At 65.9% G+C, this 25701-nt stretch carries 25 protein-coding genes; 12 read left to right on the plus strand and 13 right to left on the minus strand.

Annotated elements, in window-relative coordinates:
- Window positions 1-23 precede the first annotated feature (23 nt).
- Window positions 24-1082, minus strand: a complete 1059-nt coding sequence (locus tag IPG63_08765; protein ID MBK6727333.1) for a TraB/GumN family protein — start codon at window positions 1080-1082, stop codon at window positions 24-26.
- A 132-nt stretch (window positions 1083-1214) separates the two neighbouring features.
- Here IPG63_08765 and IPG63_08770 point away from each other — a divergent pair, with 132 nt between their 5' ends.
- The 8 genes from IPG63_08770 (at window position 1215) to IPG63_08805 (ending at window position 7715) form a co-directional block, all read left to right on the plus strand.
- Window positions 1215-1604 (plus strand): biopolymer transporter ExbD, encoded by a 390-nt coding sequence (locus tag IPG63_08770; GenBank protein MBK6727334.1) that lies wholly within the window; start codon window positions 1215-1217, stop codon window positions 1602-1604.
- Window positions 1605-1723: 119 nt separating this feature from the next.
- Entirely contained in the window at window positions 1724-2272 is a 549-nt protein-coding gene (locus IPG63_08775; protein ID MBK6727335.1) for an outer membrane beta-barrel protein, read from the plus strand.
- 70 nt (window positions 2273-2342) lie between these two features.
- A complete protein-coding gene (locus IPG63_08780) occupies window positions 2343-2594 on the plus strand; it encodes a YcgL domain-containing protein (GenBank protein MBK6727336.1) in 252 nt (83 codons plus the stop codon).
- Between the two features lie 45 nt (window positions 2595-2639).
- On the plus strand, window positions 2640-3374 hold the full coding sequence (locus IPG63_08785; protein MBK6727337.1) for a DUF4124 domain-containing protein: 735 nt from the start codon (window positions 2640-2642) through the stop codon (window positions 3372-3374).
- Between the two features lie 127 nt (window positions 3375-3501).
- Window positions 3502-6189, plus strand: a complete 2688-nt coding sequence (aceE, locus tag IPG63_08790) for a pyruvate dehydrogenase (acetyl-transferring), homodimeric type (GenBank protein ID MBK6727338.1) — start codon at window positions 3502-3504, stop codon at window positions 6187-6189.
- A 78-nt stretch (window positions 6190-6267) separates the two neighbouring features.
- Complete coding sequence (locus IPG63_08795; protein ID MBK6727339.1) at window positions 6268-6927, plus strand: hypothetical protein; 660 nt, start codon at window positions 6268-6270, stop codon at window positions 6925-6927.
- A gap of 4 nt (window positions 6928-6931) precedes the next feature.
- Window positions 6932-7168, plus strand: coding sequence for a hypothetical protein (locus IPG63_08800; protein MBK6727340.1), 237 nt, complete (start codon window positions 6932-6934; stop codon window positions 7166-7168).
- A gap of 4 nt (window positions 7169-7172) precedes the next feature.
- The gene (locus IPG63_08805) at window positions 7173-7715 is read left to right on the plus strand and encodes a DUF924 domain-containing protein (protein MBK6727341.1); all 543 of its coding nucleotides are present in this window, start codon (window positions 7173-7175) and stop codon (window positions 7713-7715) included.
- Between the two features lie 39 nt (window positions 7716-7754).
- Here the strand turns inward: IPG63_08805 and IPG63_08810 are convergent, their stop codons facing one another.
- Window positions 7755-8156, minus strand: a complete 402-nt coding sequence (locus tag IPG63_08810) for a type II toxin-antitoxin system VapC family toxin (GenBank protein ID MBK6727342.1) — start codon at window positions 8154-8156, stop codon at window positions 7755-7757.
- A complete protein-coding gene (locus tag IPG63_08815) occupies window positions 8153-8383 on the minus strand; it encodes an AbrB/MazE/SpoVT family DNA-binding domain-containing protein (GenBank protein ID MBK6727343.1) in 231 nt (76 codons plus the stop codon). Before IPG63_08815 ends, IPG63_08810 begins: the two co-directional genes overlap by 4 nt.
- A gap of 213 nt (window positions 8384-8596) precedes the next feature.
- Between IPG63_08815 and IPG63_08820 the strand changes: the two genes are divergently transcribed.
- Window positions 8597-9646 carry a cyclic nucleotide-binding domain-containing protein gene (locus tag IPG63_08820; GenBank protein MBK6727344.1) on the plus strand — a complete coding sequence of 350 codons (1050 nt, stop codon included), beginning with the start codon at window positions 8597-8599 and terminating at the stop codon, window positions 9644-9646.
- 202 nt (window positions 9647-9848) lie between these two features.
- On the opposite strand, the gene rpiA is transcribed toward IPG63_08820, so the two are convergent.
- The 6 genes from rpiA to IPG63_08850 form a co-directional block, all read right to left on the minus strand.
- Window positions 9849-10496, minus strand: coding sequence for a ribose-5-phosphate isomerase RpiA (gene rpiA, locus IPG63_08825; protein MBK6727345.1), 648 nt, complete (start codon window positions 10494-10496; stop codon window positions 9849-9851).
- A 4-nt stretch (window positions 10497-10500) separates the two neighbouring features.
- Entirely contained in the window at window positions 10501-10953 is a 453-nt protein-coding gene (locus IPG63_08830; protein ID MBK6727346.1) for an EVE domain-containing protein, read from the minus strand.
- Window positions 10950-11558, minus strand: a complete 609-nt coding sequence (locus tag IPG63_08835) for a 5-formyltetrahydrofolate cyclo-ligase (GenBank protein ID MBK6727347.1) — start codon at window positions 11556-11558, stop codon at window positions 10950-10952. Before IPG63_08835 ends, IPG63_08830 begins: the two co-directional genes overlap by 4 nt.
- A 206-nt stretch (window positions 11559-11764) precedes the next feature.
- Complete coding sequence (locus IPG63_08840; protein MBK6727348.1) at window positions 11765-12076, minus strand: cell division protein ZapA; 312 nt, start codon at window positions 12074-12076, stop codon at window positions 11765-11767.
- Window positions 12073-12294, minus strand: coding sequence for a TIGR02449 family protein (locus tag IPG63_08845; protein ID MBK6727349.1), 222 nt, complete (start codon window positions 12292-12294; stop codon window positions 12073-12075). The genes IPG63_08840 and IPG63_08845 overlap by 4 nt, the downstream gene beginning before the upstream one ends.
- A gap of 32 nt (window positions 12295-12326) precedes the next feature.
- A complete protein-coding gene (locus tag IPG63_08850) occupies window positions 12327-16934 on the minus strand; it encodes an EAL domain-containing protein (protein MBK6727350.1) in 4608 nt (1535 codons plus the stop codon).
- A 66-nt stretch (window positions 16935-17000) separates the two neighbouring features.
- On the opposite strand from IPG63_08850, the gene IPG63_08855 reads away from it, so the two are divergent.
- The 3 genes from IPG63_08855 to IPG63_08865 all read left to right on the plus strand — a co-directional run bounded on the left by IPG63_08855 (window position 17001) and on the right by IPG63_08865 (window position 20256).
- Window positions 17001-17546 (plus strand): UPF0149 family protein, encoded by a 546-nt coding sequence (locus tag IPG63_08855; protein ID MBK6727351.1) that lies wholly within the window; start codon window positions 17001-17003, stop codon window positions 17544-17546.
- A gap of 2 nt (window positions 17547-17548) precedes the next feature.
- On the plus strand, window positions 17549-18859 hold the full coding sequence (locus IPG63_08860; protein ID MBK6727352.1) for an aminopeptidase P N-terminal domain-containing protein: 1311 nt from the start codon (window positions 17549-17551) through the stop codon (window positions 18857-18859).
- A gap of 371 nt (window positions 18860-19230) precedes the next feature.
- Window positions 19231-20256, plus strand: a complete 1026-nt coding sequence (locus IPG63_08865) for a hypothetical protein (protein ID MBK6727353.1) — start codon at window positions 19231-19233, stop codon at window positions 20254-20256.
- 615 nt (window positions 20257-20871) lie between these two features.
- Here IPG63_08865 and IPG63_08870 read toward each other — a convergent pair.
- From IPG63_08870 to IPG63_08885, 4 genes are all read right to left on the minus strand, one after another.
- Entirely contained in the window at window positions 20872-21111 is a 240-nt protein-coding gene (locus IPG63_08870; protein ID MBK6727354.1) for an addiction module protein, read from the minus strand.
- A 206-nt stretch (window positions 21112-21317) separates the two neighbouring features.
- Window positions 21318-22664, minus strand: a complete 1347-nt coding sequence (pepQ, locus tag IPG63_08875) for a Xaa-Pro dipeptidase (protein MBK6727355.1) — start codon at window positions 22662-22664, stop codon at window positions 21318-21320.
- Window positions 22665-22695: 31 nt separating this feature from the next.
- A complete protein-coding gene (locus IPG63_08880; protein ID MBK6727356.1) occupies window positions 22696-23037 on the minus strand; it encodes a PilZ domain-containing protein in 342 nt (113 codons plus the stop codon).
- A gap of 1 nt (window position 23038) precedes the next feature.
- The gene (locus IPG63_08885) at window positions 23039-25660 is read right to left on the minus strand and encodes a DUF1631 domain-containing protein (GenBank protein ID MBK6727357.1); all 2622 of its coding nucleotides are present in this window, start codon (window positions 25658-25660) and stop codon (window positions 23039-23041) included.
- Window positions 25661-25701 lie beyond the last annotated feature (41 nt).

The raw sequence follows: 25701 nt of genomic DNA on the forward strand, positions 1-25701 counted from the left end.
CGGGCCGCTGCGCCGCGCCGGATTCAGGGTGCGGAGATCTCCGCTGATGCCGCGGCGGGCTCGGTCGCCGCGCTTTCCTGCCCCGGCGCTTCCACGAGGTAGCCGCGCTTGCCGAGTTCGGCGGCGAGGCCGTCGGGGCGGAGCAGTTGGCCCATCGGCAGCACGGCGAAGGTGGAGCGGTGTTTCGCCAGAGCCGCCTCAGCGGCGACGAGCCAGGCGTTACGCATGCGCTCGCGCAGGTTGGCGAGGCCGTACTTGGCGAGCTTCGGTGACTCGAACAGGCTGCGCACGCAGGCGTCGTAGCTGTCGGTGACCACGGTCGCACGCAGCGTTTCGATGTCGCCGACGGCCCAGGCGTCGGCGAGCTTGCGCATCACCGGCAGGTCCTGCTCGACATGGGTGAGCGTCTTCTCGAAGCAGGCGATGTCGTCGAGCGAATCCTGGCTGAAGTCGGCGATCAGGCCCTTGATGTCCTTCACTTCGACCACGACGCTGGGCGACTCCAGCGGCACCTTGGCGCGCTTTGCGGCCTTCTCGACCAACGGCAGCACGCCGCTGTTGTCCTTGAGTCCGCTGTCATCCAGTGCCTCCTCGTACAGCGCCTGGGCGGCGAAGATCGGGCGGCGCTTGTCGAGCGCGCGGGTCGAGCCGAGATGGCGCTTGGCCACCTGTTGCCAGCGTGCGTAGACGGACGACGGCAGTAGTTCGTCGAGTTTCTGCTTGCCCGGGTTCTTGCGCGCCGACAACAGCTTCGGGATCAGCGCGAGCTGAGCGAAGAAGCCGATGTCGGCCTTGAAGCCCATGGTCGGCGGGCGCAGCACCAGTTGCGATTCCGCGATCACGCTGGCGACATCACTGGAATCCCACTTCATGCGTTTGGGCACCGGCGTCACCGTCCCCAGGATCCACATCTCGTGCTCGCCGCGGCTGATGCGCCACAGGCTCGGTCCCGGCTGCACCCCGGCGACTTCGACCGATTGCATTTGCGGCGTGGCCGGATCTTCGCTCGCCGCTTCGTCAGCGCATGCGGCGCCAGCGATCGCGAACAGAAGCGTGGCGCCGAGAAGGATGCGTCGTTGCATGGCAGGCTCCCTGAAGTCGGCGCGCACTGTAGGCAGGCGGCGATGAACAGAAAGTTACGCCGTGGCGCCAAACCCCGCAGGGCGCCGCCCTGCGTTGGCCGCCTTGACCGCTTCGGTCGCGAGGAGTCCGCCATGTCCAACCACGCCTCACCCATCGCCCAGATCAATGTCACCCCCTTGGTCGATGTCATGCTGGTGTTGCTGATCATCTTCATGATCACCGCGCCGACCCTGACCCAGCGGCTGCTGCTGTCCTTGCCCCAGCCGATGCCGAATCCGCCGCCGCCACCGACGGCGCCGCTGCGCCTCGGCATCGCCGCGGATGGTGCGTTGTGGTTCGACGGCCAAGCGATCTCGTCCGAGCGCTTCGCCGCCGAGGTCGCCTTCCTCGGCACGCGTGTGCAGCCGCCGGGCATCGAAATCGCGGCTGCGGACAGCGTCGCCTACGAACATGTGGTCGACGTGTTCGGTACGATCAAGGCCGCCGGTATCCGTCGGGTCGGCTTTGCCGAGGCGCGCTGAGGCGACTCCCGTCGCCGCTGCATCCGTTGTGGGCGGCGGTTCCGGGGCGGTTCATCGTGCGCCCCGACAATCGCCCCAGCGCAGCGAGCCCGCCGCGCATCCCAGCAAAGGAGTCATGCATGCGTCCGATCTCAGTCGCGGTTCTGCTCGCCCTGTCCGCCAGCCTGCCCGCCGAGGCCATGGATTACTACGCGGGCGTCGGCATGCGCCAGGCGCCTTCCGCCGATGAATACCCTTATCTGGTCGGCGTGCAGATCGAAGAGGACAACGATGTTTACGCGCGCGCGTTCGGCGGCGTCTGGTTGAACGAGAACTTCGCGATCGAAGGCGCGTACCACGACTTCGGCAGCTCGCGCCTCGGGCCGCTCGCCGACTTCGGCTTCGATCTCGAATCCGAAGGCTGGTCGCTCGGCCTGCTCTACGAATACGGTGACGCGGCGTGGGCGCCGTACACCAAGATCGGCTGGTTTACCGCCGACATCGACGGCGAGATCAACACCGTGGCCGGGCCGCAGCCATTCAGTGATTCCGATAACGGTTTGATGCTCGAGGCCGGCGTGCGCTGGACCCCGAACGACAGCTTCTCGCTGCGCGGCGGCTACGAGTGGTTCGACTTCGCCGGCGGCGGCGATGGCGGCCTCGGCATCGGGGCACAAATCTCGTTCTGAGCACTGAACTGAAGCACCGCCGCGTCTCGGCCTTGGCCGGGCCGCGGCGGACGACCCGCGAGGAACACCCATGCATTGTTTCGTCTATCGCAGCCGCAAACGTGACGACACCTATCTGTATCTGCGTGAGCGCGATGCGTTCGCGCTATTGCCGGAGAACATCGCGGCCACGCTCGGTGCGCTCGACTTCGTGCTCGAAGTGGAATTGACCCCTGGCCGCCGCCTGGCGCGCGAGGATGCCGGCGTGGTGCGGGCCAACCTGGCGGCACGCGGCTTCCATCTCCAGTTCCCGCCACGCGTGGATGGCGAAGTCTCGAACTGAGCTTCGATGCATAATCACCCCATCAGTGGTTCCGGAGTTGCCGCAATGATTCTTTCCCGCACGCCCATGGTCTGGTTCGTGGCCGCCGTGTCCTTGCTGCTGGCCGCTACCGACTGTGCTGGCGCCAACATCTTCAAGTGCAAGAGCAAGGACGGCGGCGTGGTCGTCTCGAACACGCCCTGCGCCCGCGGCGCCGAGCCGGACGCCAAGCTGAGCGGCGGTGCCAGCGCCAGCACCAATGCCGTGGTCTTCCGCTCTCCTTGTGAGCGCGTCGAGGCGACTGGGGCCGGGCTGGTCCAGATTCGCAGCCAAATCACCGCCGCGCAGGCGCGCGCGGTGGAGGCCGAGGATTTCGGCCGCCTGAACTCCGCCGGTGCATCGCGCCTGTTGGCCGAGATCGGGCGCAATGGCGTGCTGCGGGTGTGCGCGTTCTTTCCGGGCGGCGATTCGACCGAGACGTTGATCGAGGCGAGTGGACTGGTGCGCCGAGATGGGGTGGTCGACGCCGATGATCCGGTGCTGGCCGCCTCGCGGCCGACGGCCGATGCCGTGACCCAGTGCAGTGCTCAGGTGGAGGCCTGCCGCAAGGGCAGTTCGGCGCTCGATTTCTCGTTCGAACGGTGCGTGCATGCGATCCCGATCTGCGCGGCCGGCAGCGCCGACGGCTGCTGTCCGCAGGCCTGTTTCAGTGCCTACTGGAAGCCGCCATTCGATCATGCCTTGGGCTTGGCCGCGATGAAGTCCGACGCCGATTGCCGGCGCAGTCTGATCGGGCGCTGACGCATTCGAACTCATTGCACGCTCTTGGTGCATTCAAACGCACGAGGATGGGGCGGGCGCGGCAAAGTCGCTAGCATCGCCGCTTGCAACCCAGACAGCGGCCACCGCGGCCGCGGAGCGAGCAGCCATGAGCCAGATCCACGACCTGTTGAACGACGACCTCGACCCCAGCGAGACGCGCGAGTGGATGGAGGCGATCAGCGCCGTCATCGGCCGTGACGGTGCCGAGCGCGCGCACTTCCTGATGGAGCGCATGGTCGATGAGACGCGCCGTGCCGGCGGCCATCTGCCGTTCCCGATGACGACCGACTACGTCAACACCATCCCGCCCTCGCGCGAGGCGAAGTCGGATGGTGACGCCGCACTCGAATGGCGCATCCGCTCGATCCTGCGCTGGAATGCGATGGCGACGGTGGTGCGCGCCAACCGCAAGCCCGGCGAACTCGGCGGCCACATCTCCTCGTTCGCATCGAGCGCGACCCTGTACGACGTCGGCTTCAACCACTTCTGGCGTGCCCCGAGCGCGACGCATCCCGGAGACTTGATCTGCATCCAGGGCCATTCCTCGCCTGGCATCTATGCGCGCGCTTTCCTCGAAGGACGCATCAGCGCCGAACAACTCGATCGCTACCGCATGGAAGTGGACGGCCAGGGCCTGTCCAGTTATCCGCACCCGTGGTTGATGCCGGACTTCTGGCAGGCGCCGACGGTGTCGATGGGTCTCGGTCCGATCAGCGCGATCTACCAGGCGCGGTTCTTCAAGTACCTCGAACATCGCGGGCTGATGCCCGAGTCCGACCGCAAGGTCTGGTGCTTCATGGGCGATGGCGAATCCGACGAGCCCGAGTCGCTGGGTGCGATCGCGCTCGCCGGGCGCGAGAAGCTCGACAATCTGGTGTTCGTCGTCAACTGCAATCTGCAGCGGCTCGATGGTCCGGTGCGCGGCAACGGCAAGATCATCCAGGAACTCGAAGGCGTGTTCCGCGGCGCCGGCTGGAACGCGCTCAAGGTGATCTGGGGCAGTCACTGGGATGCGCTGTTGCAGCGTGATCCGAACGGCGTGCTGCGCAAGCTGATGAACGAGACCGTCGATGGCGAGTACCAGAACTACAAGGCCTTCGGCGGCGCCTACACACGCGAGCATTTCTTCGGGAAATACCCGGAGACCAAGGCGATGGTGGCCAATCTCTCGGACGACGATATCTGGCACCTCAATCGCGGCGGCCATGATCCGCACAAGATCTACGCCGCCTACCATGTCGCCTCGACCCAGAAGGGCATGCCGACCGTGATTCTGGCCAAGACCGTCAAGGGCTACGGCATGGGCGAGGCCGGCGAGGCGCAGAACATCACCCACCAGCAGAAGAAGATGGATACCGATTCCATCCGTCACTTCCGCGATCGCTTCAAGTTGCCGATCAAGGACGAGGATCTGGAATCGGTGCCGTTCTATCACCCGGGCGAAGACTCGCCGGAAGTGCAGTACATGAAGTCGCGTCGTGCCGCGCTCGGTGGCTCGCTGCCACAGCGCCGACGCAGGGCCGACGAGTCACTGCCGGTGCCGGAGCTCGCCAGTTTCGAGCGCCTGTTGAAGTCCTCGGGCGAGCGCGAAATCTCGACCACAATGGCCTTCGTGCAGGCGCTGAATCTGGTGTTGCGCGACAAGGCGGTCGGTCCGCGCGTGGTGCCGATCGTCGCCGACGAGGCGCGCACCTTCGGCATGGAAGGCCTGTTCCGCCAGATCGGCATCTATGCGCCGTTCGGCCAGTTGTACAAGCCGGTCGATGCCGACCAGCTGATGTACTACCGCGAAGACGCCGCGGGCCAGGTGCTGCAGGAAGGCATCACCGAAGCCGGAGCGATGTGCTCGTGGCTCGCGGCCGCGACCAGTTACAGCACCAACAATCTGCCGATGCTGCCGTTCTTCATCTTCTACTCGATGTTCGGCATGCAGCGCGTCGGCGATCTCGCCTGGCTCGCCGGCGACATGCGCGCGCGCGGTTTCCTGCTCGGCGCCACCAGCGGCCGCACCACGCTCAACGGCGAAGGCCTGCAGCACGAGGACGGCCATTCGCACCTGCTCGCGTCGGCCATTCCGAACTGCAAGAGCTACGACCCGACCTTCGCGTTCGAAGTGGCGGTGATCCTGCAAGACGGCATGCGGCGCATGCTCACCGAGCAGGAAGACGGCTACTACTACATCACCCTGGTCAACGAGAACTACACCCATCCGGAGATGCCGGAAGGCGCGGCCGAAGGCATCATCCGCGGCATGTACCTGCTGCGGGATGCGGGCAAGGCGAAGAAGAACGAGCTGCGCGTGCAGCTGATGGGTTCGGGCACCATCCTGCGCGAGGCGATCGCCGCCGCCGAGTTGCTGGAGCGCGACTTCGGCGTCAAGTCTGACATCCATAGCTGCCCGAGCTACAACGAACTGCGCCGCGACGGCGCCGACGTCGAACGCTGGAATCGCCTGCATCCGGAAGCCGAGCCGCGCAAGGCCTGGATCACGCGCCAGCTCGAAGGCCGCGACGGCCCGGCCATTGCCGCCACCGACTACGTGCGCCAATACGCCGACCAGGTGCGCGCCTACCTGCCCAGGGGCATGAGCTACACCGTGCTCGGCACCGACGGCTTCGGCCGCTCCGACACCCGCGCCAACCTGCGCCGCTTCTTCGAAGTCGACCGCCACTGGATCGCCCACGCCGCAATCAGTGCCCTCGCCGACGAAGGCAAACTCAAGCGCTCCGACATCGCCAAGGCGATCAAGCTCTATGGCATCGACACCGACAAGGCGAATCCAATGGGGGTGTGAGCATGGGTGGGCCGCTCTCCAAGTCGCAGATCAACAAGCTCGGCGAGCGACTCCTGGTCTGGCGCGAGCGACGATGACTTGCGCACGCTCTCGGAGTATCGCAACTCCCATGAAGTGGCCTTGGAAACCACGCTACGTGAAGTCGAAGAATGCACTCGACTCACACCTGTCGGGCGGCCGAAATCGAATCAGAGCATCATCGAGAAGCTCCGGCGGCAGTCGACGCGTTTGAGCCAGATGCAGGACATCGCGGGTTGCCGGCTGGTCGTAGAGGGGCCGATGCAGCAGCGGCAATTGCTGGAATCGCTGCTGTCCAGGTTTCCGGGAGCAGAGGTTCACGACCGTCGGGCCAAGCCCAGCGATGGCTACCGCGCGATCCATCTCGTGGTGCAGCACGTCGATGAGCAGCACGTGGAGATCCAACTTCGGACCGAGCTACAGGACCTGTGGGCGCAATGCAGCGAACTCCTGGCGGACTTGCACGGCATCGAGGTCAAGTATGGCGGCGGACCGCCCGAGATCAGCGCGCTGCTGACGAGGCTTTCCGAGTTCGTGGCCGAGATCGAGCGATTGCAGATGCTCGCGTCTCCGAACGCCGTTGCGGACCGCGTGCGGGAGGCGGAACTGCCGGCGAGGTTGCGGTGCGGTTATGCCGTGGTTGGCGAGAGCTTCCCGCAGTTGCGGTACTTGCTCGGCATGCTTCCCGACTTGGTTGTATCGTCGCGGCAAGCGAGGTGATGCGATGTACTTCCTGATTGACTATGACCGCGGGGCGGGCAAGCTTGTGTCGATGACGGCATTCGAGGCCGATCAGGGCGTTGCAGCGCGGGCGAAGCGGTTGGCGCTGGAGCTGGAATACCACGGTGCCGGCCGGGTTCGCGAGGTGGTCATGCTGCAAGCGCCGACCGAAGCGCACATCCGCAAGACGCACCGGCGCTACTTCGAGACGCTCGAAGAACTGGTGAAGTTGGCTGGCTGACCCTGTGGACCAGTCGCGCGAAGCGGTCCTCGACTTCTGGTTCCGCGAGATCGATCCGGCGCAGTGGTGGCGGGTTGATCCGGCGTTCGATGCGCTGATCCGCGAGCGGTTTCTGGCGCTGCACGCCAGGGCAGCGAGCGGCGAGTTGTTCGGGTGGCGCCGAACGGCGCACGGGCGCCTGGCCGAGATCATCCTGCTCGATCAGTTCTCGCGGAACATGTTCCGCGGCACGCGCGAAGCGTTTGCGTGCGATCCGGTCGCGCTCGTGCTGGCGCAGGAGGCAGTCGCAGCGGGGGCGCATCTGCAGCTCGAGCCGCCGCAGCGTGCGTTCCTGTTGATGTCGTACATGCATAGCGAATCGAACGTGATCCACGTCGAGGCCGAGCGTCTGTTTCGCGAGCACGCGCCGGCGAATCACGAGTTCGAACTGAAGCACAAGGCGATCATCGACCGCTTCGGTCGCTATCCGCACCGCAATGCCATCCTCGGCCGCGAATCGAGCGCCGAAGAGATCGAATTCCTGAAGCAGCCGGGCTCGGGATTCTGAGCTTCGCCTCACCTGTACAGCCGTTCCCGCCGGAGTGGATCAAGTCCAGTCCGCGATCTTCAGTCCGGGGATGCGCTTGAATTCGGCGGTGTCGTGGGTGACCAGGGTCAGTTTGCGGCGTAAGGCTTGCGCGGCGATTTGCAGGTCGTACGGGCCGACCGGCGTGCCCTTGGCGTCGAGCACGGCGCGGATCCTGGCGCAGACCGCGGCGTCGTCGGCGTCGAACTCCAGTTGCCGCAGCGGAGCGAGAAATTCACGCAGGGCCTCGCTGTTGCGCGCCAGCGCCTGGCTGCGCTGCACGCCGTACCAGAGTTCGTAGACGGTGACGCTGGAAATCGCGAGATCGCTGCTGCGCACTTCCGCGAACCGCTTGGCCACCGCCGGCGGACGCGCCTTCATCGCGTAGATGCAGATGTTCGTGTCGAGCAGAAAGCGCATCAGAGACTCCGCCGCTTCTGCATTCCGGGTTGCTGGCGACCCTCGGCGAACATGTCGTCCGAGAACTTGGCGAGCGCTTCAACGAGGGCGGTCGCGGCGGGCGCGATCGCCTCGAGCACGACGCGGGAACCCTCCCGGGAAATGCGTACCTGATCGCCGGGCATGCGGAACTCGCGCGGCAGCCGCACGGCTTGGGAGCCGCCGGACGTGAACAACTTGGCTGTCTTCATTGGCTGCACCACGATGTAGCTATGACGTGTAGGTACACTGTAGCAGCCGCCAACCCAAGTCGCTGCGCGGGCGGGTCCAGGTGTCCTGCGCGTGACCGGGGACCACCGCCGCTAGGGCGAATTGTCGCGGTTGGGGAGCTGACGGCGGCTTTCGCGCGCCGGGGCCTGCGTCTACACTCGGGGCATCACTTGACTGAAGACAAGGAGCGCCCGATGGCGGTCGATGCCTCGCTGCTGGCGAAGTTCTATCCGCTCGACAAGCTCGGTACCGAGTGCATCGAGCAGCTGGCCAAGGAAGCCGAACTGACCGAGGTCGGCAAGGGCGCGGTGCTGTTTCGGGCCGGGGATACCGACGACCACACCCTGTACGTCACCGCCGGCGTGGTGCGTGGCGACTATCCCGATGGCAAGACCAAGAGCACCGATGGCAACTCCCTGCAGGGGCGTTACGCGCTCGGCGACCTGCAGCCGCGGCGCTTCACCGCGACCGTCGAGTCGCTGACCGCGACCCTGCTTCGCCTCGACCGGCGCTACGCCGAAAAGGTGATGGTGTTCGACCAGCTGACCAAGCTGCCGAACTTCCGCCATTACGCCGAAGACCCGGGCGGCAACCGCTGGGTGTTCCGCCTGTTGCACAACCGAGCCCTGCACAAGATGCCGACTGGCGCCGTCGAGCGATTGTTCCAGCGCCTGGAAGAGGTGATCGCGATCAAGGGCCAGATCATCGTGCGCGAGGGCGACGAGGCCGACTATTTCTACGTGCTCAAGGAAGGTTCGGCGCAGGTTTCGAAGCAGGTGGACGGCAACGAAGCCGTGGTCGCCTATCTGGTGCGCGGCGATACCTTCGGCGAAGACGCGCTGCTGACCAAGTCGGTGCGCAATGCGACCGTGTCGATGAAGACCGATGGCAAGCTGATGCGCTTGGCGACCAAGGATTTCGCCGAAATCCTGACGCCGCCAGTGGTTGACTGGGTGAATCCGGCCAAGGCCTCGGAACTGTCGCGCAACGGCGCGCAGGTGGTCGACGTGCGCACCCAGGAGGAGTTCGACGAGGCCGCGATCAAGGGCGCGCTGTCGATCCCGCTGCTGGCGCTACGCGACCGCATCGACGAACTCGATCGTACCCGCGCCGTGATCGTGTACTGCAATACCGGCGAGCGCAGCGCGGCGGCGGCCTTCATCCTCGGCAAAGTCGGCTTCGAGGCCTATGCCTTGCAGGGCGGCCTGGCGGCGATGATGAAGCAGGCGCAGAAGGCCACCTGAGGGCGCCGAACGCTCTTGGCCTCGATGACCAGAAAGCGTCCGAACAAGTTCGGACCCACAAAGAGCGGGTCCGGATCTGTGTGGGTCCGGATTCATGTGGGTCCGGATTCATGTGGGTCCGGATTCATGTGGGTCCGGATTCATCCGGACGCTCTTGGCCTCGATGACTGAAACGAACAAGTTCGGACCCACAGAGCGGGAATCACCGGGTCTTGCCGCCGACGATCACGACATCGGCGCCGCGGCGGGCGAACAGGCCGTTGCAGACCACGCCGACGATCTGGTTGAGCTCCGCTTCGAGCTTGACCGGGTCGGTGATGCTGAGGTTGTGCACGTCGAGGATGCAGTTGCCGTTGTCGGTGACCACATTGTCGCGCCACACCGGCTGGCCGCCGAGCTTGACGATCTGGCGTGCGACGTAGCTGCGGGCCATCGGGATCACTTCCACCGGCAGCGGGAACTTGCCGAGCACGTTCACCTGCTTGGCGGCGTCGATCAGGCAGACGAACTTCTTCGACGCGCTAGCGATGATCTTCTCGCGCGTCAGCGCCGCGCCGCCGCCCTTGATCAGGCGATTGTGCGGATCGCATTCGTCGGCGCCGTCGACATAGAGCGCGAGGTCGCCGGTGTGGTTCAGGTCGAGCACCTGGATACCGAGTGCCCTGAGCCTCGCGGTGCTCTGCTCGCTGCTCGACACCGCGCCGTCGATGCGCGACTGGATGCGGCCGAGCGCGTCGATGAAATAGGCCACGGTCGAGCCGGTGCCGACGCCGACGATCATGGCGTCCTCGACGTGTTCGATCGCCGCTTCCGCGGACAGGCGCTTCTCGGTTTCCTTGTCGGTGTTCATCACGTTACTCCACGGAAAGAATCTTTTGCCACTGTGCCGCCGTCACCGGCAGCACCGACAGGCGGTTGCCGCGGCGAGTCAGCGCGAAATCGCCGAGCCCGTCCAGGGCCTTGAGTTCCTGCAGGGTGATGGTGCGCTTGAGCTTGCGCTGGAACGCGACATCGACGCATAGCCAGCGCGGATCGTCGTGGCGGCTGGCGGCATCGAAGTAATCGCTGCCGGGATCGAACTGGGTCGGATCAGGATAGGCAAGGCGCACCACCGTGCACAGCCCGACGATGCCGGGCGTCGCGCAATTGGAGTGGTAGAAGAAGATCAGGTCGCCGAGCTGCATGCCGTCGCGCAGGTAGTTGCGTGCCTGGTAGTTGCGCACTCCGGTCCAGGCCTCGCGGCGTACGCGCGCGAGCTGCTCGATCGAGCATTCGTCGGGCTCCGACTTGAGCAGCCAGTGCTTCACGCGGGCGGTACGGTTGCGTTGCAGTCGATCAACTCGCGCTCGGTGACCACGAAGTCGAGCGCGACATCGTGCGCTTCCGCCGTCAGCGACGGGACTTCCTGATCGGCATAGCCGACGCCGACCAGCAGGGTCGATGCCGGGCGCGGCTGCGTCTGGAGGTAGGCGAAGCTGCGGTCGTACCAGCCGCCGCCGCTGCCGAGGCGATGGCCACGACGATCGAAGGCGAGCAGTGGCACCAGCACCAGATCGAGCGCGTGCGGATCGAGTTCGTTCGCGGGATCGAGCTCGGGCTCGGGAATGCCGAAGCGGTTGGCGACCAGTTCCTGCCCCGGCAGCCAGGGCGAGAAGCGCAGGGTGCCGGCGTTGCCCAGCACCGGCAGCAGCACGATCTGGCCGCGTCGGAACAGTGGCGGCAACGCATGGCTCAGCGGCAGTTCGCCGCGCACTGCCCAGTAGGCGCCGATGCGAAGATCGGTCAGGAACTCGGGCAGGGCTTCGAGCTGTTCGCCGACACCGCGAGCGGCGGCAATGCGCTCGCCGGGCGACAGCGCGACACGCCGTTCGCGCATGTTCTTGCGCAATTCGGCGCGCTCACCGTGGCTCATGCGTCGATTCCGTGATCACGGTGGAGAATGGTTGCACCGCAACGTCGTGCCTGCACACGGACAAACCCTTGATCCCGAGGATCAGGTGGGAAGGCGCGTCGGTCTTCAGGCTTTCCGCACGTAGCGGACCTGCACACCGACCGAACTCTGCGTTCCCGGGGTTTGTGTACGGGACAAGGCAATAGGCCCGTGCATCGACACGACAGTTACGGTGCGCGGGTATTGTGCAGGCTGCCGAGTGCGGCATCAAGCCGGATGCGCAGCGCGGCGAGCTCGGCATCGACGACATGGTTGCTCGCGCCCGAGCGCGAACGCACCTGCAGCAATTCGTGCGCGAGGTTGAGCGCGGCGAGCACGGCGATACGCTCAGGCGTGGCGTTGCGGGCAGCGTTGCGCAGCTCGCGCAGGCGGCCGTCGAGCAGGCTTGCGGCAGCGCGCAGGCCGTCGCGTTCGTCGGGAGGGCACGCGACCAGATACTCGCGGTCGAGGATCGACACCGAGACCGGTTCGGCGCTCATGGGTTCTGCTCCAGCGACTTCAGGCGCGCGATCATCGCTTCGACGCGCGAGCGTGCCTGTTCGTTCTTGGCCAGCAGGTTGGCGCGTTCGCCGACCATCGCTTCCTGGGTCTGGCGCAGACTGCGGTTTTCATCGGTCAGTCGCTGGCACAGCGCGATCAACTGATCGACACGGGCGGCGATGGCCTTGAGTTCTTCGCGGGTCGGCGAGGTTTCCATGGCTGGACGTTAGGGCAAAGGCGAAAGCGGGGTCAATCGCTGGGTGCGGGCAGGCTGCGCTCGCGGCCGCGCCGGGCGCCGAGGTCGTGGCGGTCGAGCAGGAATTGCAGGATGCGCTCGGCATCCAGCGGCGCACTGATCAGATTTCCCTGAACTTCGTCGCACTTCTGCTCGGTCAGGTAGCGCAGCTGGTCATTGGTTTCGACGCCCTCGGCGATCACGTCGAGCCCGAGCGAGTGCGCCATCATGATCACGGTCGAGACGATGGCTTCGTCGTCCGGGTCGGTGGTCAGGTCACCGACGAAGGTCTTGTCGATCTTGAGGGTGTCGATCGGCAGGCGCTTGAGGTACGCGAGCGAGGAGTAGCCGGTGCCGAAATCGTCGACCGAAAGGTGTACGCCGAGCGCCTTGATCTGGGTAAGGGTGGCGATCGACTGCTCCGGATTGGCCATCAGCATCGACTCGGTCAGCTCCAGTTCCAGCCGGTGCGCCGGCACTCGCATCTCGGCGAGGATCTCGCGCAGGCGCCGCACCAGATCACCGCGGAACAACTGCAGCGCCGAAACATTCACCGCGATCGTGTGCATGCTCAGCCCGGCTTCGCTCCAACGCCCGATCTGGCGGCAGGCCTCGCGCAGCACCCAATCGCCGATCGGCACGATGAGGCCGGTCTCTTCGGCGATCGGAATGAAGGTGCTCGGCGGAATCGAGCCGAGCGTGCCATTGGTCCAGCGCAGCAATGCCTCGGCGCCGATGATGCGACTCTCACGCAGCGCCATCTTCGGTTGGAACACCAGCGACAGTTCCTTGCGCTCCATCGCCCGCTGCAACTGGCTGGCGAGGTTGGCGCGCAGGCGCACGCGCGTGTCCATCGCGTCGTCGTAGACCTGGTAGGTGTTCCGACCGCGTTCCTTGGCGTGGTACATCGCGGTGTCGGCGTGCTTGAGCAGGTCGGTCGGCAACTGGCCATGCTCGGGATACAGGCTGATGCCGATCGAGGGCGTGATCACCACTTCCTGGCGGCCGTCGATCTCAAGCGGTGACCCGAAGGTGACCAGCATTGCCTGCGCGACCCGTTCGGCTTCCGCCGCGTCCGGCAGGTCTTCGAGCAGGATGGTGAACTCGTCGCCGCCGAGCCGGGCGACGGTGTCGGTTTCGCGCACGCTGGTGACGATGCGCGCGGCCGCCGCCTTGAGCAGTCGGTCGCCGGCGGCGTGGCCCATCGAGTCGTTGACGTGCTTGAAGCGGTCGAGATCGAGGAACAGCACCGCGACCTTGGTGCCGAGACGGCGTGCGCGGATCAACGCGTGCGCCAGGCGTTCGCTGAGCAGGGTGCGGTTGGGCAGGCCGGTGAGGGTGTCGTAGTTGGCGAGGTAGCGCAGTTCCTGTTCGGCGCGCTTGCGGTCGGTGATGTCGCTGACCACCGCCACCCAATGCGTGCGCTCGCCACCGGCGTCGCGGATCTCGCTGATCTCGAGCCACGACAGGAATTGTTCGCCGTCCTTGCGTCGTTGCCACAGTTCGCCGCTCCAGTGACCGCGCGCGATCATGGTGTGGCGCAGTTCCTGATAGAACTCGCGTGGGTGCTGGTCGCTGTCGAGGATGCCGGCCTCGACGCCGATGACCTCGTGGTCGGCGTAGCCGGTGATGCGCGAGAAAGCGCCGTTTACCGAGGTGAAGCGGAAGTCGAGGCCGGTGACACAGACCGCTTCGCTCATGCTGCGGATCACTTCGTGGGCGATGCGGCGGTCGCGGTCGCGCTCGCGCTCGACGCTCACGTCGCGGAAGGTGCCGGCGACGCGAATGATGGTGCCGTCGCTGTCGCGCTCGGTGGCGCGACCGCGCGCCACGATCCAGGTGTGACGGTGGTCGTGCGTGTACACGCGGTATTCGCACTCGTAGTGATCGCGTTTGCCGTCGATGTGCGCCTGCAGCGCGGCCATCACCCGCTCGCGGTCTTCGGCGTGCACCACGCGGTTGCGCCAGAAGTCGCCCGCGATTTCGGTCTCGCGTTCGCCGCCGAGGAACTCCTCGGGACCGGACAGGAACATGCGGTCGCTGCGGATATCCCAGTCCCAGAAACCGTCGCGGCTGGCCCACAGCGCCAGCGAAAGACGGTCGCTGTAGAGCTTGAGCTGGTCGTGTTGCGCTTGCAGTCGTTGCAGCGAGCGGCGCCGGTGCACGACATAACCGAGCACCGCCAGCAGCATCAGTAGGGTGGCGCCCACGCGCGCGAGTGTGGTCTGCCACCATGCCGGCGTGACGGTGATGTGCGCGCTGAGCGGGGTCGTGCTGTAGTGACCGTCGCGATTGCTGCCGAGTACTTGCAGTTCGTAGCTGCCGGGGGCGAGGTTGGTCAGTGCCACTTCGCGCCGTGTACCGAGGTCGATCCACTGCTCGTCGTAGCCGAGCAGACGGTAGCGATAGCGGTTGTGCTCGGGGGCCGCGAAATCGAGCGCAGCCACGCCGAGCATGAGCACGCGGTCCTGAGCGGTCAGGCGGATCTCGGGGAAATGTCGGGGGTCGTCGATGCGCCGACGTTCGCTGCCGATCTGGATCGAAGTGAAGGCCAGCGACGGTTCGAAGCGGCTTGCCTCCATGGCTTGTGGAAGCAGCCAGTTCAAGCCGTGCGTGCCGCCGAACACCAGACGGCCGTCGGCGAGCCGCACCTGCGCGCCGCCGTTGAATTCGAGACCCTGCAGACCGTCGCGCGTCAGGAAGTTGCGGACCTCATCGCGCGCGGGGTCGAGCACGCTGATGCCGCGGTTGGTGCTCGCCCAGATGCGGCCGTTGGTATCATCGAGCAGACTGTAGATGGTGTCGTTGGCGAGCCCGTCCGAGATCAGGTAGGCGCGGAAGTGCGCCTGTCCGTTCTCATAGGACAACAGACGGTTGAGGCCGTTGTGGGTGCCGATCCAGATCTCGCCGTTGCCGGCTTCTAGGATGCTGCGTACGCGATCGCCAGCCAGTCCCTGGTTGTCGCCGTTGCGCGCGGCGATCTTGTGCAGTCGTCCGGTGGCGCGCTCGTAGACATTGAGGCCGCCCAGCGTTCCGATCCAGACGCGCCCGCTGCGGTCCTCGTGCAGCGCCATCACGCTCGGATGCCAGAGTCCTGCCGCGCTGTCGGCGCTGGCCGCCGGAAAGCGCTCCCAGCGTTCGCGTGCCGGCTCATAGCGCACCAATCCGCCATTCAGCGTGCCGATCCAGAGCGAGCCGTCGGGACTGGTGGCGAGCGCGCGCACGTCCGCGTCCGGCAGTGCGGTGGCGCGCTCCGGTGCGACTGCGAGGACGCGCCCGCTGCGTGTCTCCGGGTCGTAGTGCAGCATGCCGCGATGCGTAGCCACCCACAGTGCGCCGCTACCGGCGTTGGCCAGGGCGTTGACGCGGACACGCACCTGGGCCTCGCCGGGTGCCAGCAGCGCGGCAAGCTCGGCGTGGTGCGAGTCGAAGCGCCGCTGTGCCAGGTCGTAGTGGCGCAGACCGTCGCCTTCGCTGCCGATCCACAATGCATGGTCGCCGTCGGCGAGCAGGGAGCGCACATTGTTGGCATCCACCTCGCGCTCGCCGGCCTCGGTGTCGTAGAGGTAGGTGAACTTCGCGCCGACGGGGTCGGTGTAGGCGAGTCCCTGCAGATCGCTGCCGACCCAGAGCAGGCCGGAACGGTCGACGAACAGATCGCGCAACGAGTTCTCGGGCAGGCTGCCGGCGATGTGGGCGTCGCTGCGCAACAGCAAGGCTGATCCGGTGCGCGGGTCGACGCGCGCCAGTCCGGCGCCTTGCAGGGCCAGCCACAGGTGGCCAGAGCTGTCCTCGGCGATGTCCGCGATGCTGCCGCGCGGCCAATCTGCGGGCGGTCGCCAGCCGACCTCGGCGCGGCCCGTGGCGACGCGATACAGCACCCCGGCGCCGGCCAGCCAGCGCGTGCCATCGCCGGCACAGTACGCTGCAGACAGGTCGGTGCCGGTGACTGTGGTGTCCAGTGCCGCCACCTCGAGCGAACCGCGGGCGACCTGGTAGGCACCGACCCCGGACGCCACCAACAAGCCGCCATCGCGACACAGCGCGATTTGCCGCAACATGCGGAAGCGGTTGCCTTCGAGCTTCAGCACGTCGTGGCGGCGGCCGCCGCGATCAACGCGCTCCAGGCCGAACTGCGAGCCGATCCACAGGTTGTCGTCGAGGTCGGCAGCGAGTGCGGTCACTGTGTCGCGCGCCGCTGCACCATCCCGCGGGGTCGCCACCGGAACGAAGCGGCCGTGGCCACGTTCGAACTCGACCACGCCGCGTCGGCTGGTACCCACGAAGAAGCGCCCGTCCGCGGTCTCGGCGAGGGCGGTGACGAAGCTCTCCGGCAGGGTGCCGGCCACGTCGGCCTGATGCTGATAGAGCACGACTTCGTGACCGTCATAGCGGTGCAGGCCGCCTTGGGTGGCGATCCAGAGCAGGCCGCTGCGGTCCTGCAGCACGCTGTTGACCGTGCCCTGCGCGAGCTGGTCGTTCGCGGCGAGCGACGCGAAGTAGTGACTGCGTTCGTGCGCCTGCAGCGGCGTACCCGCGGCGGCGCAGGCAACCAGCCACGTCAACGCGCGCAGGCGTGCGCGCGCGGTTGACGGCCGGCTGGCAGGGCGACGGGCATCCATCGGGGCGAGCATATCGTTTCGGCTCGACGGCGTCAGTCGCGCCGGTGGCGCGGCTACAATCAGCAGATGAACGCCCTTGCCCACGACGAATTGGAAGACCTGCTGCTGCGCCTCCAGGCCGGCGTTGGCGCCGCCGAACTGCATGGTGCTCTCTCCGGGTACCTGTGCGGCGGCGGGCGAAGCCCCGCAGAACGCTGGGGCGACGCGCTCGCCGTCGATGCGGTGCAGGAGGCTCTGGCCGGCAGCAGCGCGGAAGCGGACGATCTGCGTCGCCTGCACCGCGAGACCAACGCCTCCCTGGCCGACCCCGAGGACAGCTTCACCCCGCTGTTGCCGGACGACGAAGTGGCGTTGGCGCAGCGCGCCGATGCGCTGGTCGATTGGTGCCGTGGCTTCCTCGGTGGCGTGGGTCTGGCCAATCCGCGCGCGCGCGGCGAACTCTCGGCCGAAGCCGAGGAGGCAATCGGTGACCTCGGTCGCATCGCGGCCAGCGAGCTCAGTGTCGAGGAGGGCGACGCCGACGAGGCGGCGTACGTCGAAGTGCTGGAGTTCGTGCGCGTCGTGGCGCTGCTGTTGCGCGACGAGTGCGCAGCGGCGGCCAGGCGGCACTGAGCGTGATCGCCGCGGGCGAGTTCCAGCGTCGCCGGCGCCAGCTGATGCGCATCATCGGCCGCGACGCGATCGCGATCCTGCCGGCAGCGCTGGAGCGCATCCGCAACAACGATGCGCACTATCCGTATCGACAGGACAGCGATTTTCACTACCTCACCGGTCTCGACGAGCCGCATGCGGTGCTGGCGTTGGTGCCCGGACGCAAGGCCGGCGAGGTGATCCTGTTTTGCCGCGAGCGTGATGCCGAGCGCGAACGCTGGGACGGCACCCGGCTCGGCCCCGAACGCGCGGTGACGCAGCTGGGTCTCGACGACGCTTTTCCGATCGACGACATCGACGACATCCTGCCCGGCATGATCGAAGGGCGTGACCGCGTCTACTACCACTTCGGGCGCGAGCTCGAGTTCGACCAGAAGCTGATCGGCTGGGTCAACCGCGTGCGTGCGCAGGTGCGCCAGGGCGCGCATCCGCCGCATGAACTCGTCGCGCTCTCGCACATCCTGCACGACCTGCGCCTGTTCAAGTCGCGCAATGAACTGCGGGTGATGGCGAAATCGGCGCAGATCGCCGCGCAGGCGCACCTGCGCGCGATGCGCGCGACCCGCGCCGGTGCCAGCGAGGCGATGATCGTGGCCGAACTGATCCACGCCTTCCACAGCAATCACGCCGTGCCGAGCTACGAGCCGATCGTCGGTGGCGGCGCCAATGCCTGCGTCCTGCATTACCGCGCCAACAACGCGTTGCTGCGCGACGGCGACCTGGTGCTGGTCGATGCCGGCGCCGAGTTCCAGTGTTACGCCTCCGACATCACCCGCACCTGGCCGATCAACGGCCGCTATTCGCCGCCCCAGCGTGCACTCTACGAACTCGTGCTGGAGGCGCAGTACCGCGCGATCGACGAGGCGCGTCCTGGGCAGCCGTTCACGGCGATGCACGATGCCGCAGTGCGCACGCTCACGCGTGGCCTGATCAAGCTCGGTCTGCTCGAAGGTTCACTGGAAGCAAACCTGAAGTCGGGCGCCTACAAGCGCTTCTACATGCACAAGACCGGGCACTGGCTCGGCCTCGACGTGCACGACGTCGGCGACTACCGCGTCGACGACGAACCGCGCGTGCTCGAACCCGGCATGGTCGTCACCGTCGAACCCGGCCTCTACATCGCGCCCGACGAAAGCGGCATCGACGCGAAGTGGAAAGGCATCGGCATCCGCATCGAAGACGACATCGTCATCACCGCCAAGGGCCCGGAAGTCCTCAGCCACGGCGTACCCAAGGAACCCGACGCGATCGAGGAGATCCTCGCGAATCGGTAAGGGGGCAGCTGGCGATCCTCGCGGTGAGCTGTCGAGGATTCGCTCGCAGCGGACGGCGGAATCACGTAGGTGGAATGCATGTGCAGAGCGCGGGGCAGAACCCTGACGACGCTTGCGATCACGCCGTGTACTGTGCAAGGCTTCGAGTCCATTGACGGCCCATCTTCCGAGAGTCCGCGACTTGCGCACGCCCCCCCCCTATCTTCGTGTTCTTCTGGCCTGCTCTAGTTGGAGCAGGCGCTTTGCTTGCGGGCCATTGCGAGGCTCAAGCGGTCTTTTCCGATAGTTTTGAGTCGTCGTGCCTTCTCGACACGGATGGTGATCGGCTCATCGATTGCGATGAGACCTTTGTCTACCGCACAAGCGACACCATGCGTGATACCGATCAGGACGGGCTTGAGGACGGCGACGAAGTGCTCGGCACTCTAGGGGGGCTGGCGCTTCCAGCGCTCGGGGTTAATCCTCGACGTAAAGACATCCTTGTTGAGTATGACTGGCTTGTCGATGCGGCTGAGTGCGCCGCGCACAGCCACGCGCCGCCCGTGGAATCTCTGGCTTCACTTGCAAGCATGTTTGGCCAAGCTCCGGTGACGAACCCTGATGGTTCTACCGGAATCACGCTGATCCAAGACTACGGTCAGGGTGGAGTGTTCACGGGCGGCAATTCCATCGGAGGGGTTCCAAACGGAACGATTGTCGGTACGACTGGCGACAGTTCGTTCCAATCCCTGAAGCTGGCGAACTTTGCATCCGCTCGTCGCGGTTATTTCCACTATTCGATCCTCTCCCATCGCTACGGCAATGACACGAACTCGTCCAGCGGTTTCGCGGAGATTCGGGGCGATGACATGATTGTATCCCTCGGCTGTCTGCTTGGTCCGCCGGATTATGACCGGTGGATCGGAAACACGATTGCTCACGAGATTGGCCACAACTTCGGGTTACTTCACGGAGGCGGAACCGGTTGCAACTATCGGCCGAACTACAACTCCGTCATGAACTATCGGTACCAGTTCAGCGGCACCGATGATGACTGTAATGGCCTAGGAGAGACCAACGGGCCAACAGCGACATTCGCCGACTATTCGGAGGGAGTGCGCGAGTCACTGGATGAGGCGAACCTGGATGAGCGTCGGGGAGTCTGCGCGCACTTGGGGCCGCCCTTCACCGCGATCGATTGGGATGGGGATTCGGTTATCGAACCTTCTGTCGTCGCGGACATTAATCCCGCAGCGGTTTTCCAGGAATCAAACTGTGGCGGCACTGGGAATATCGCCGTGCTGCATGACTTCAATGATTGGGGAGCGCTGTCGCTCCGTGTGCTTCCTCCGCCAGGAGGTGGTGAAGTACCGCCGCTGACTGCGTCCTGCCAAAGCCCGCCAAGCGGGATCAGATAAGTGAGGAAGTCGATGCGCATTGAAACGCTCTTGGCCCTCTCGCTCCTGTCTGGAGCATTGACTGCTGGAACGCCTGATCCTGGACTGGCGATCAGCCCTGCCTTTCCCCACGAAGGCCAAGCAACTGAAATTGTGGTGACCACAACTTCCTGCACGGTGCTTCCCCCGATGGCGACGATCGTGAGGAGCGGGACCGTTGTTCGCGTGGAGCTTGAGGTTCCCGATTTTTGTTCCCCTCCAGACGTCGTTCCAGAGCGCCGCTATCCACTCGGCGTATTCGGCCGCGGTCAATACCTAGTTGAGGTCTACTATTGCGGGAACGTTCCGCCGCCGCTACCGCGTTGCAGTCTGACCGGGTCGCTCTTGATGGGCGTGGCGGGGGCGCAACACCCTGTGCCTTCGCTCCGAAGCTCGGGTGTCTTCTTGCTGGTGATGATGATCATGGGGCTAGCGTTGAGACACTCCCCGCGACCTTGAGATGGCGTTCCAACCAATCATGGGCCTCCACGAGTTGCATTCGGCGCTGGCGCAGGTGCGCAAGACCGGCAACGTGATCTTGTTTCGTTCGCCCGAAAGTCCTCAGCGAGTCCCAGCCCAAGGAACCCGACGCGACCTTCATCTGCGGCCGCCGCCGGTGCGCTCGATGAACTCGTTGTGCGACAGCGTTTCGACGGTGCCCGCGCTCATCTGGGCATCGCGTTCGGTGGCGAGCGCGACGCCTTCGGGATCGAAGCCGGCACTCGCCGCGAATACCGCGTCGCCTTCAAGACTCGCCCACGCCACCATCGCCAATTGCGCGCGCTCTGCGGGCGGCAGGTTCATCAAATCGTCCTCGACTTGGGCGGCGGATTTCATGGACGCAGTCTACTCCCGAGATGTCACCCAATCGATACGCTTCACTTTGTCGATGCGCCTCGCTGCGCTCGGCACCTCCTACGAAGCCGCGATTGCCCCACAAACGTAGGGTGTGCCGAGCGCAGCGAGGCGCACCATCGCGACGTAACGCAATCGCTGCACTCCACCGCGGCGTCACGCTATCGAGGCGCACCACCGCCACGCACTCACCCCGCCGCAAACGCATCCCGCGTCAGGTTCTCGGGTTCGCCGTGGGTGGCGCGGACTTCGTCTTCGATGCGGATGCCGCCAAACTTCGTCAGGTGTTCGACTTTCGACCAGTTGACGTGGGTCGCATGTGGGCCGGCGCGTAGTTGTTCGAGCAGCATCGGGATGAAATACAGGCCCGGTTCGATGGTGACGACGAAGTTCTCCTCCAGCGTGCGCGTCATGCGCAAGTAGGGGTGGCCGGGCGGGCGCGGAATGGTGTCGCCGGCTTCGTTGGCGTGGAAGCCGGCGACGTCGTGCACCTGCAGGCCGATCGGGTGGCCGAGGCCATGCGGGAAGAACACCGAGGACACGCCGGCGGCGACCATCGCTTCCGCGCTCATGCGCACGATGTCCTGTTCGGCGAGCACACCGGCGAGCAGGTGGTGCGCCTCGATGTGCAGCAGCGGATAGTTCTGGCCGGCACGCACCTTGGCGCACAGTTGCTGCTGCGCCCCTTCGACGCCCGCGAGCAGCCACGAGAAGTCGGCATCGCCATTGCCGTAGGTGCGGGTGATGTCGGAGGCATAACCATGCACCTGGGCGCCGGCGTCGATCAGGAACGAACGATGCTCGGCGGGTTTGTCGTGGCGCTGGTACTGGTAGTGCAGCACCGCGCAATGCTCGTTCAACGCAACGATGTTGCCGTAGGGCAGGTCGAGGTCGTTGTGGCTGGTGGCCTCGAGATAGGCCCGGTGGATATCGATTTCCGAGCCGCGGCCGCGGAACGCGACTTCGGCGGCACGGTGGCCGCGTACCGCACGGCGCTGCGCCATGCGCATGCAGGCGAGTTCGTATTCGGTCTTGGCACTGCGCGTGAAATGCAGTGAGGAAATCACCTTGGCCGGGTTGTTCGGCAGGTAGGCGCCGAGCGCATCGTGCACCTCGCCGATGATCGCTACGCGCTCGCCCATCGGCGGAAAGTGCTGAGTGGCCTCCTCCGGCCTGCGGATGACACGGATGTCGAACTGCTCGATCCAGTAGCCGTGCGGCGCCGCCGGCGGCAGGTGCCAGTAGTCGTCGGGTTGACAGTAGACGAGCACCGGCTTGCGCCCGGGCGTGAGCACGATCCAGGAATCAGTCTGCGTCGTCAGCGGTACCAAGGCCTTGAACGGCGGGTGCGAATGGAACGCCACCGGGCGGTCGTCGAGAAAACGGTACTGCTCGCGCCCGGAGGCGAGCAAGAGATGGTCGAAGCCGCCGAACGCAAGTGCGCGCTCGGCGCGCGCGATCATGGTGGCGACGTGGTTCGGGTACAACTCGGCAAGACGCTCGCTCACGACTGGACTCCGTGGGGGGAAGCGCATTCTGCCGCAGCGCGCATGCCGGCGTCAGCGCTCAGAGATTCACGCCACCATCGACCCACTCGTTCAGCAGTTCCTGGTCCTCGGGCGAAATCGAGACGATGCGGAATCCGGCCCAGTACTGGCCGGGAACGCTGGCTGGCTCCGACCATTGCTCGTGCATGCCGACTTCGATCTCGATCGGCGCATGGCGATTGATCGGTAGCGGAAAGTTGAATTGATACAGGGCGTCGGCGCGCACTTCCCGCGAGGCGATCAGCATCATGCCGTCCGGCGACAGGTTGCCGATCTGGCCGATCGGTTCGCCGGTCATGGAATCGATCACCTGCACCGGAATTTCCGGATCGCGGCGTTTCGAGCGTCGATGTTCGCGCATCTCAGGTTGCCTCCGCGGCATCGGCGGCCGACTGGCCGGCCAGGGACTTCAGCTTCCGCACGATGGCGTGCCAGGCGCGATCGATCAGGTTTTCCTGCGGCTCCTCGTAGACCTTGGCGTGCTGTTCGTGGAGGTCTCGGGCCAGCTGTTCGAGCGAGGTTTCGTGGCTGCGTGCGCCGCGCTGGTTGACGAACAGGCAACGCCCGGTGAGCGTGCTGAACCAGGACAGCTTGCGCCGCGATGGCTGCTTCTGGCCGGGCATCGTGATCTCGAACCAGGTGCCAAACGGCAGCGACTTCAGCTGCGTCAGCAGTTTCAGTTCCTCGCCGCCGAGCGGCGGATCGACATGCGGCACCTGCGCACGCAGGTGCGCATGGTGGTCGCCTTCCTCGCCGAAGCGGCTGCGCGCTTTCAGCTGCGCGGCCACTTCGGTTAGCGTCGCCGGATCGTCGTTGGCAGCGCCGGCACCGTGCTGCGCACCGAACAGCCGGCTGCCAACTGCCTGGATGTCCTCGACGTGAAAGCCGATCTGGCTGAGCCCGGATTCGAGCGCGGCGCGCATGGCGTCGCGTCGCTGCGGCGTCGTGTGCGCGGCGGCGCCGCGACCGAAGGCGACCAGGTCATCGACAAACGCCAGGCGCTCGCGGTAGATGGGCGAGTCCTCGCCCTGACGCAGGACGGTCAGTGCCAGTACATCGGTCCAGGCCTGTTCCAGCAGGGTGCGGATCAGCGCCCGAGGTTTGTACGTGCCGATGCGACTCGAGATCGCGGCGGCGGCAGTGTGGCGGGCCGACTCCAGCTTTTCGCGGCCGCGCGCGGCATCGACATGACGACGCTCGGCAACCTCCGACTTCCTGGCCTGGGTCTGCAGGTGCCGCGACAGGTCGCCGAGCACCTGTTCGAACACCCCGGCATCGTCCTGGAACTCCTGCAGCACGTGATCGACCACGCCCTGCATCTTGTCGACCAGCTGACGGTCCTCCTCGCCTTCATCGAGCCAGTACAGGCCGCTTTCCGCGACCGCATTCAGCAGTTGCCGCGCCGGGTGCGAGCGGCGGCTGAAGAAGCTCTTGTCGCGCAATGCCACGCGCAGCAGCGGTACCTGCAGCTTGGTCATCAGCTGCGACACGGTTGCGTTCGGCGTTGCCTGTTTGGCCAGATTCTCGAACAGCAGGCCGACCAGGTCGATGGTGTCCGCGTCCTCCTCGTGCAGCCGTGGGATGCGCCCTTCCGGCGTCACCTGGCGCAACTGGTTGAGGATGTCTTGCTTGACGTGGCCAATCGAGCGCGGCACCAGCTTGCCGCCGACCGATTGCGGAAACGCCGGCTTCTTCTGCAGCACGCCGAGTACCGATTGCAGATCGTCGCTGCGTGCCGGGAAGGCGTTTGGATCGGGTGCGGGCGCAGCGCTGAGGCCGAGCGATTCGCGCCGCCCGGAGAGCAGGTCGCGCATGGTCTGGAATACTTGGCGGTCCTGGCCGTCGTTCACCGCCGGCTCGCGCGGCAGCGCGGCAGGAACGCCGGGCCAGCCCGTCATCGGTCGAGCGAAGCCGCCGTAGCGGCCGCTATCTCCAGTTTCAGCATCGACGAGGCGTGTGGCGGCCGGCGTGGCCAGGCCGAAGCGTGTTTGCTGTGCGCGTTGCGGGAAACGCGCGTTGGATTCGCTGCTGCCAGCCGGGGGTGCGCTTGGAGAAGTGGCCTGCGGCGCAGACTCGCGCATTGCTTCGGGGGCCGCAGCGACCGGGCGCGGTGCAGGTTCGGTCGGATGCACCGGCTCCGTTGTGCCAAGGCCGATGTCCGCGTCGTGCGCGTTGGGTGCCTTGCCCACCGACTGCGGCGTGGCCTGCGCGAGGTGATCGCGCGCCGGCTTGTGATGGCCGTCTTCGTTGCGGCGCGAGCGAGTGTTCAGCACGAACAGATCGGCAAGCACGCGGCTCTCGATCAGCACGCGGTTGGCCTCCTCGATCAGACGGTCTACGCGCGCGAACAGCATCTGGTCGACGGCGCGGTAGAACAGTATTCGATGCTCGGTCGGCAGTTCCAGGTGCTCGCTCGCCAGACGCACGCATTCGCTCAGCCGGTGCGGTCCGATCGGCAGGTCTTCGGCTTCGAACATCGGTGCCTCGGCCAATACCGCGAAGCGCATGCCGAGCGCGAACAGCGCCTGGCTGGCGCGTACCTCGGCGCGATTCGCGGCCTCGACCAGGGCCAGGGATTCCTCGAGTTCGGAGGCCTCGACCAGGGCCAGATCGCTGCGACCGGCGCGCTGCGGTCGGGCCAGGCTTGACTGTCGACGTGGGTCGTTGAGGGCCGCGAGCGCGGACTCGAAGCGTGCCATCAGCGCCGGTGCGATGTCCGAGCGCACGCGTCGCACTTCGCGCAGCGACTCGAAGCAGCTTTGTTGCACATCATTGCTGCGTGCCTGCTCGGCACGTCGAAACAACGACTGCTCGAAGGCGTCGAGAGTATCGACCATGCCCTGTTCAAGAAGCGGAGCGAGTTGCCCGAGCAGAGTCTCGAGGATGGCGCGCACGCGCCCGGGAAACGAACGCGACTTCAGGGTCAGTAGCGCGTCGCGCTTGCCAGCGTCCGACCGGGCACGTCCAGTCCCTGGTACTTCCATGGTCACCCACCTCTGATTTGGAAGACCGGCGCCGGAGAGTC

Source organism: Lysobacterales bacterium (genome assembly GCA_016703225.1).
Taxonomy (GTDB): domain Bacteria; phylum Pseudomonadota; class Gammaproteobacteria; order Xanthomonadales; family Ahniellaceae; genus JADKHK01.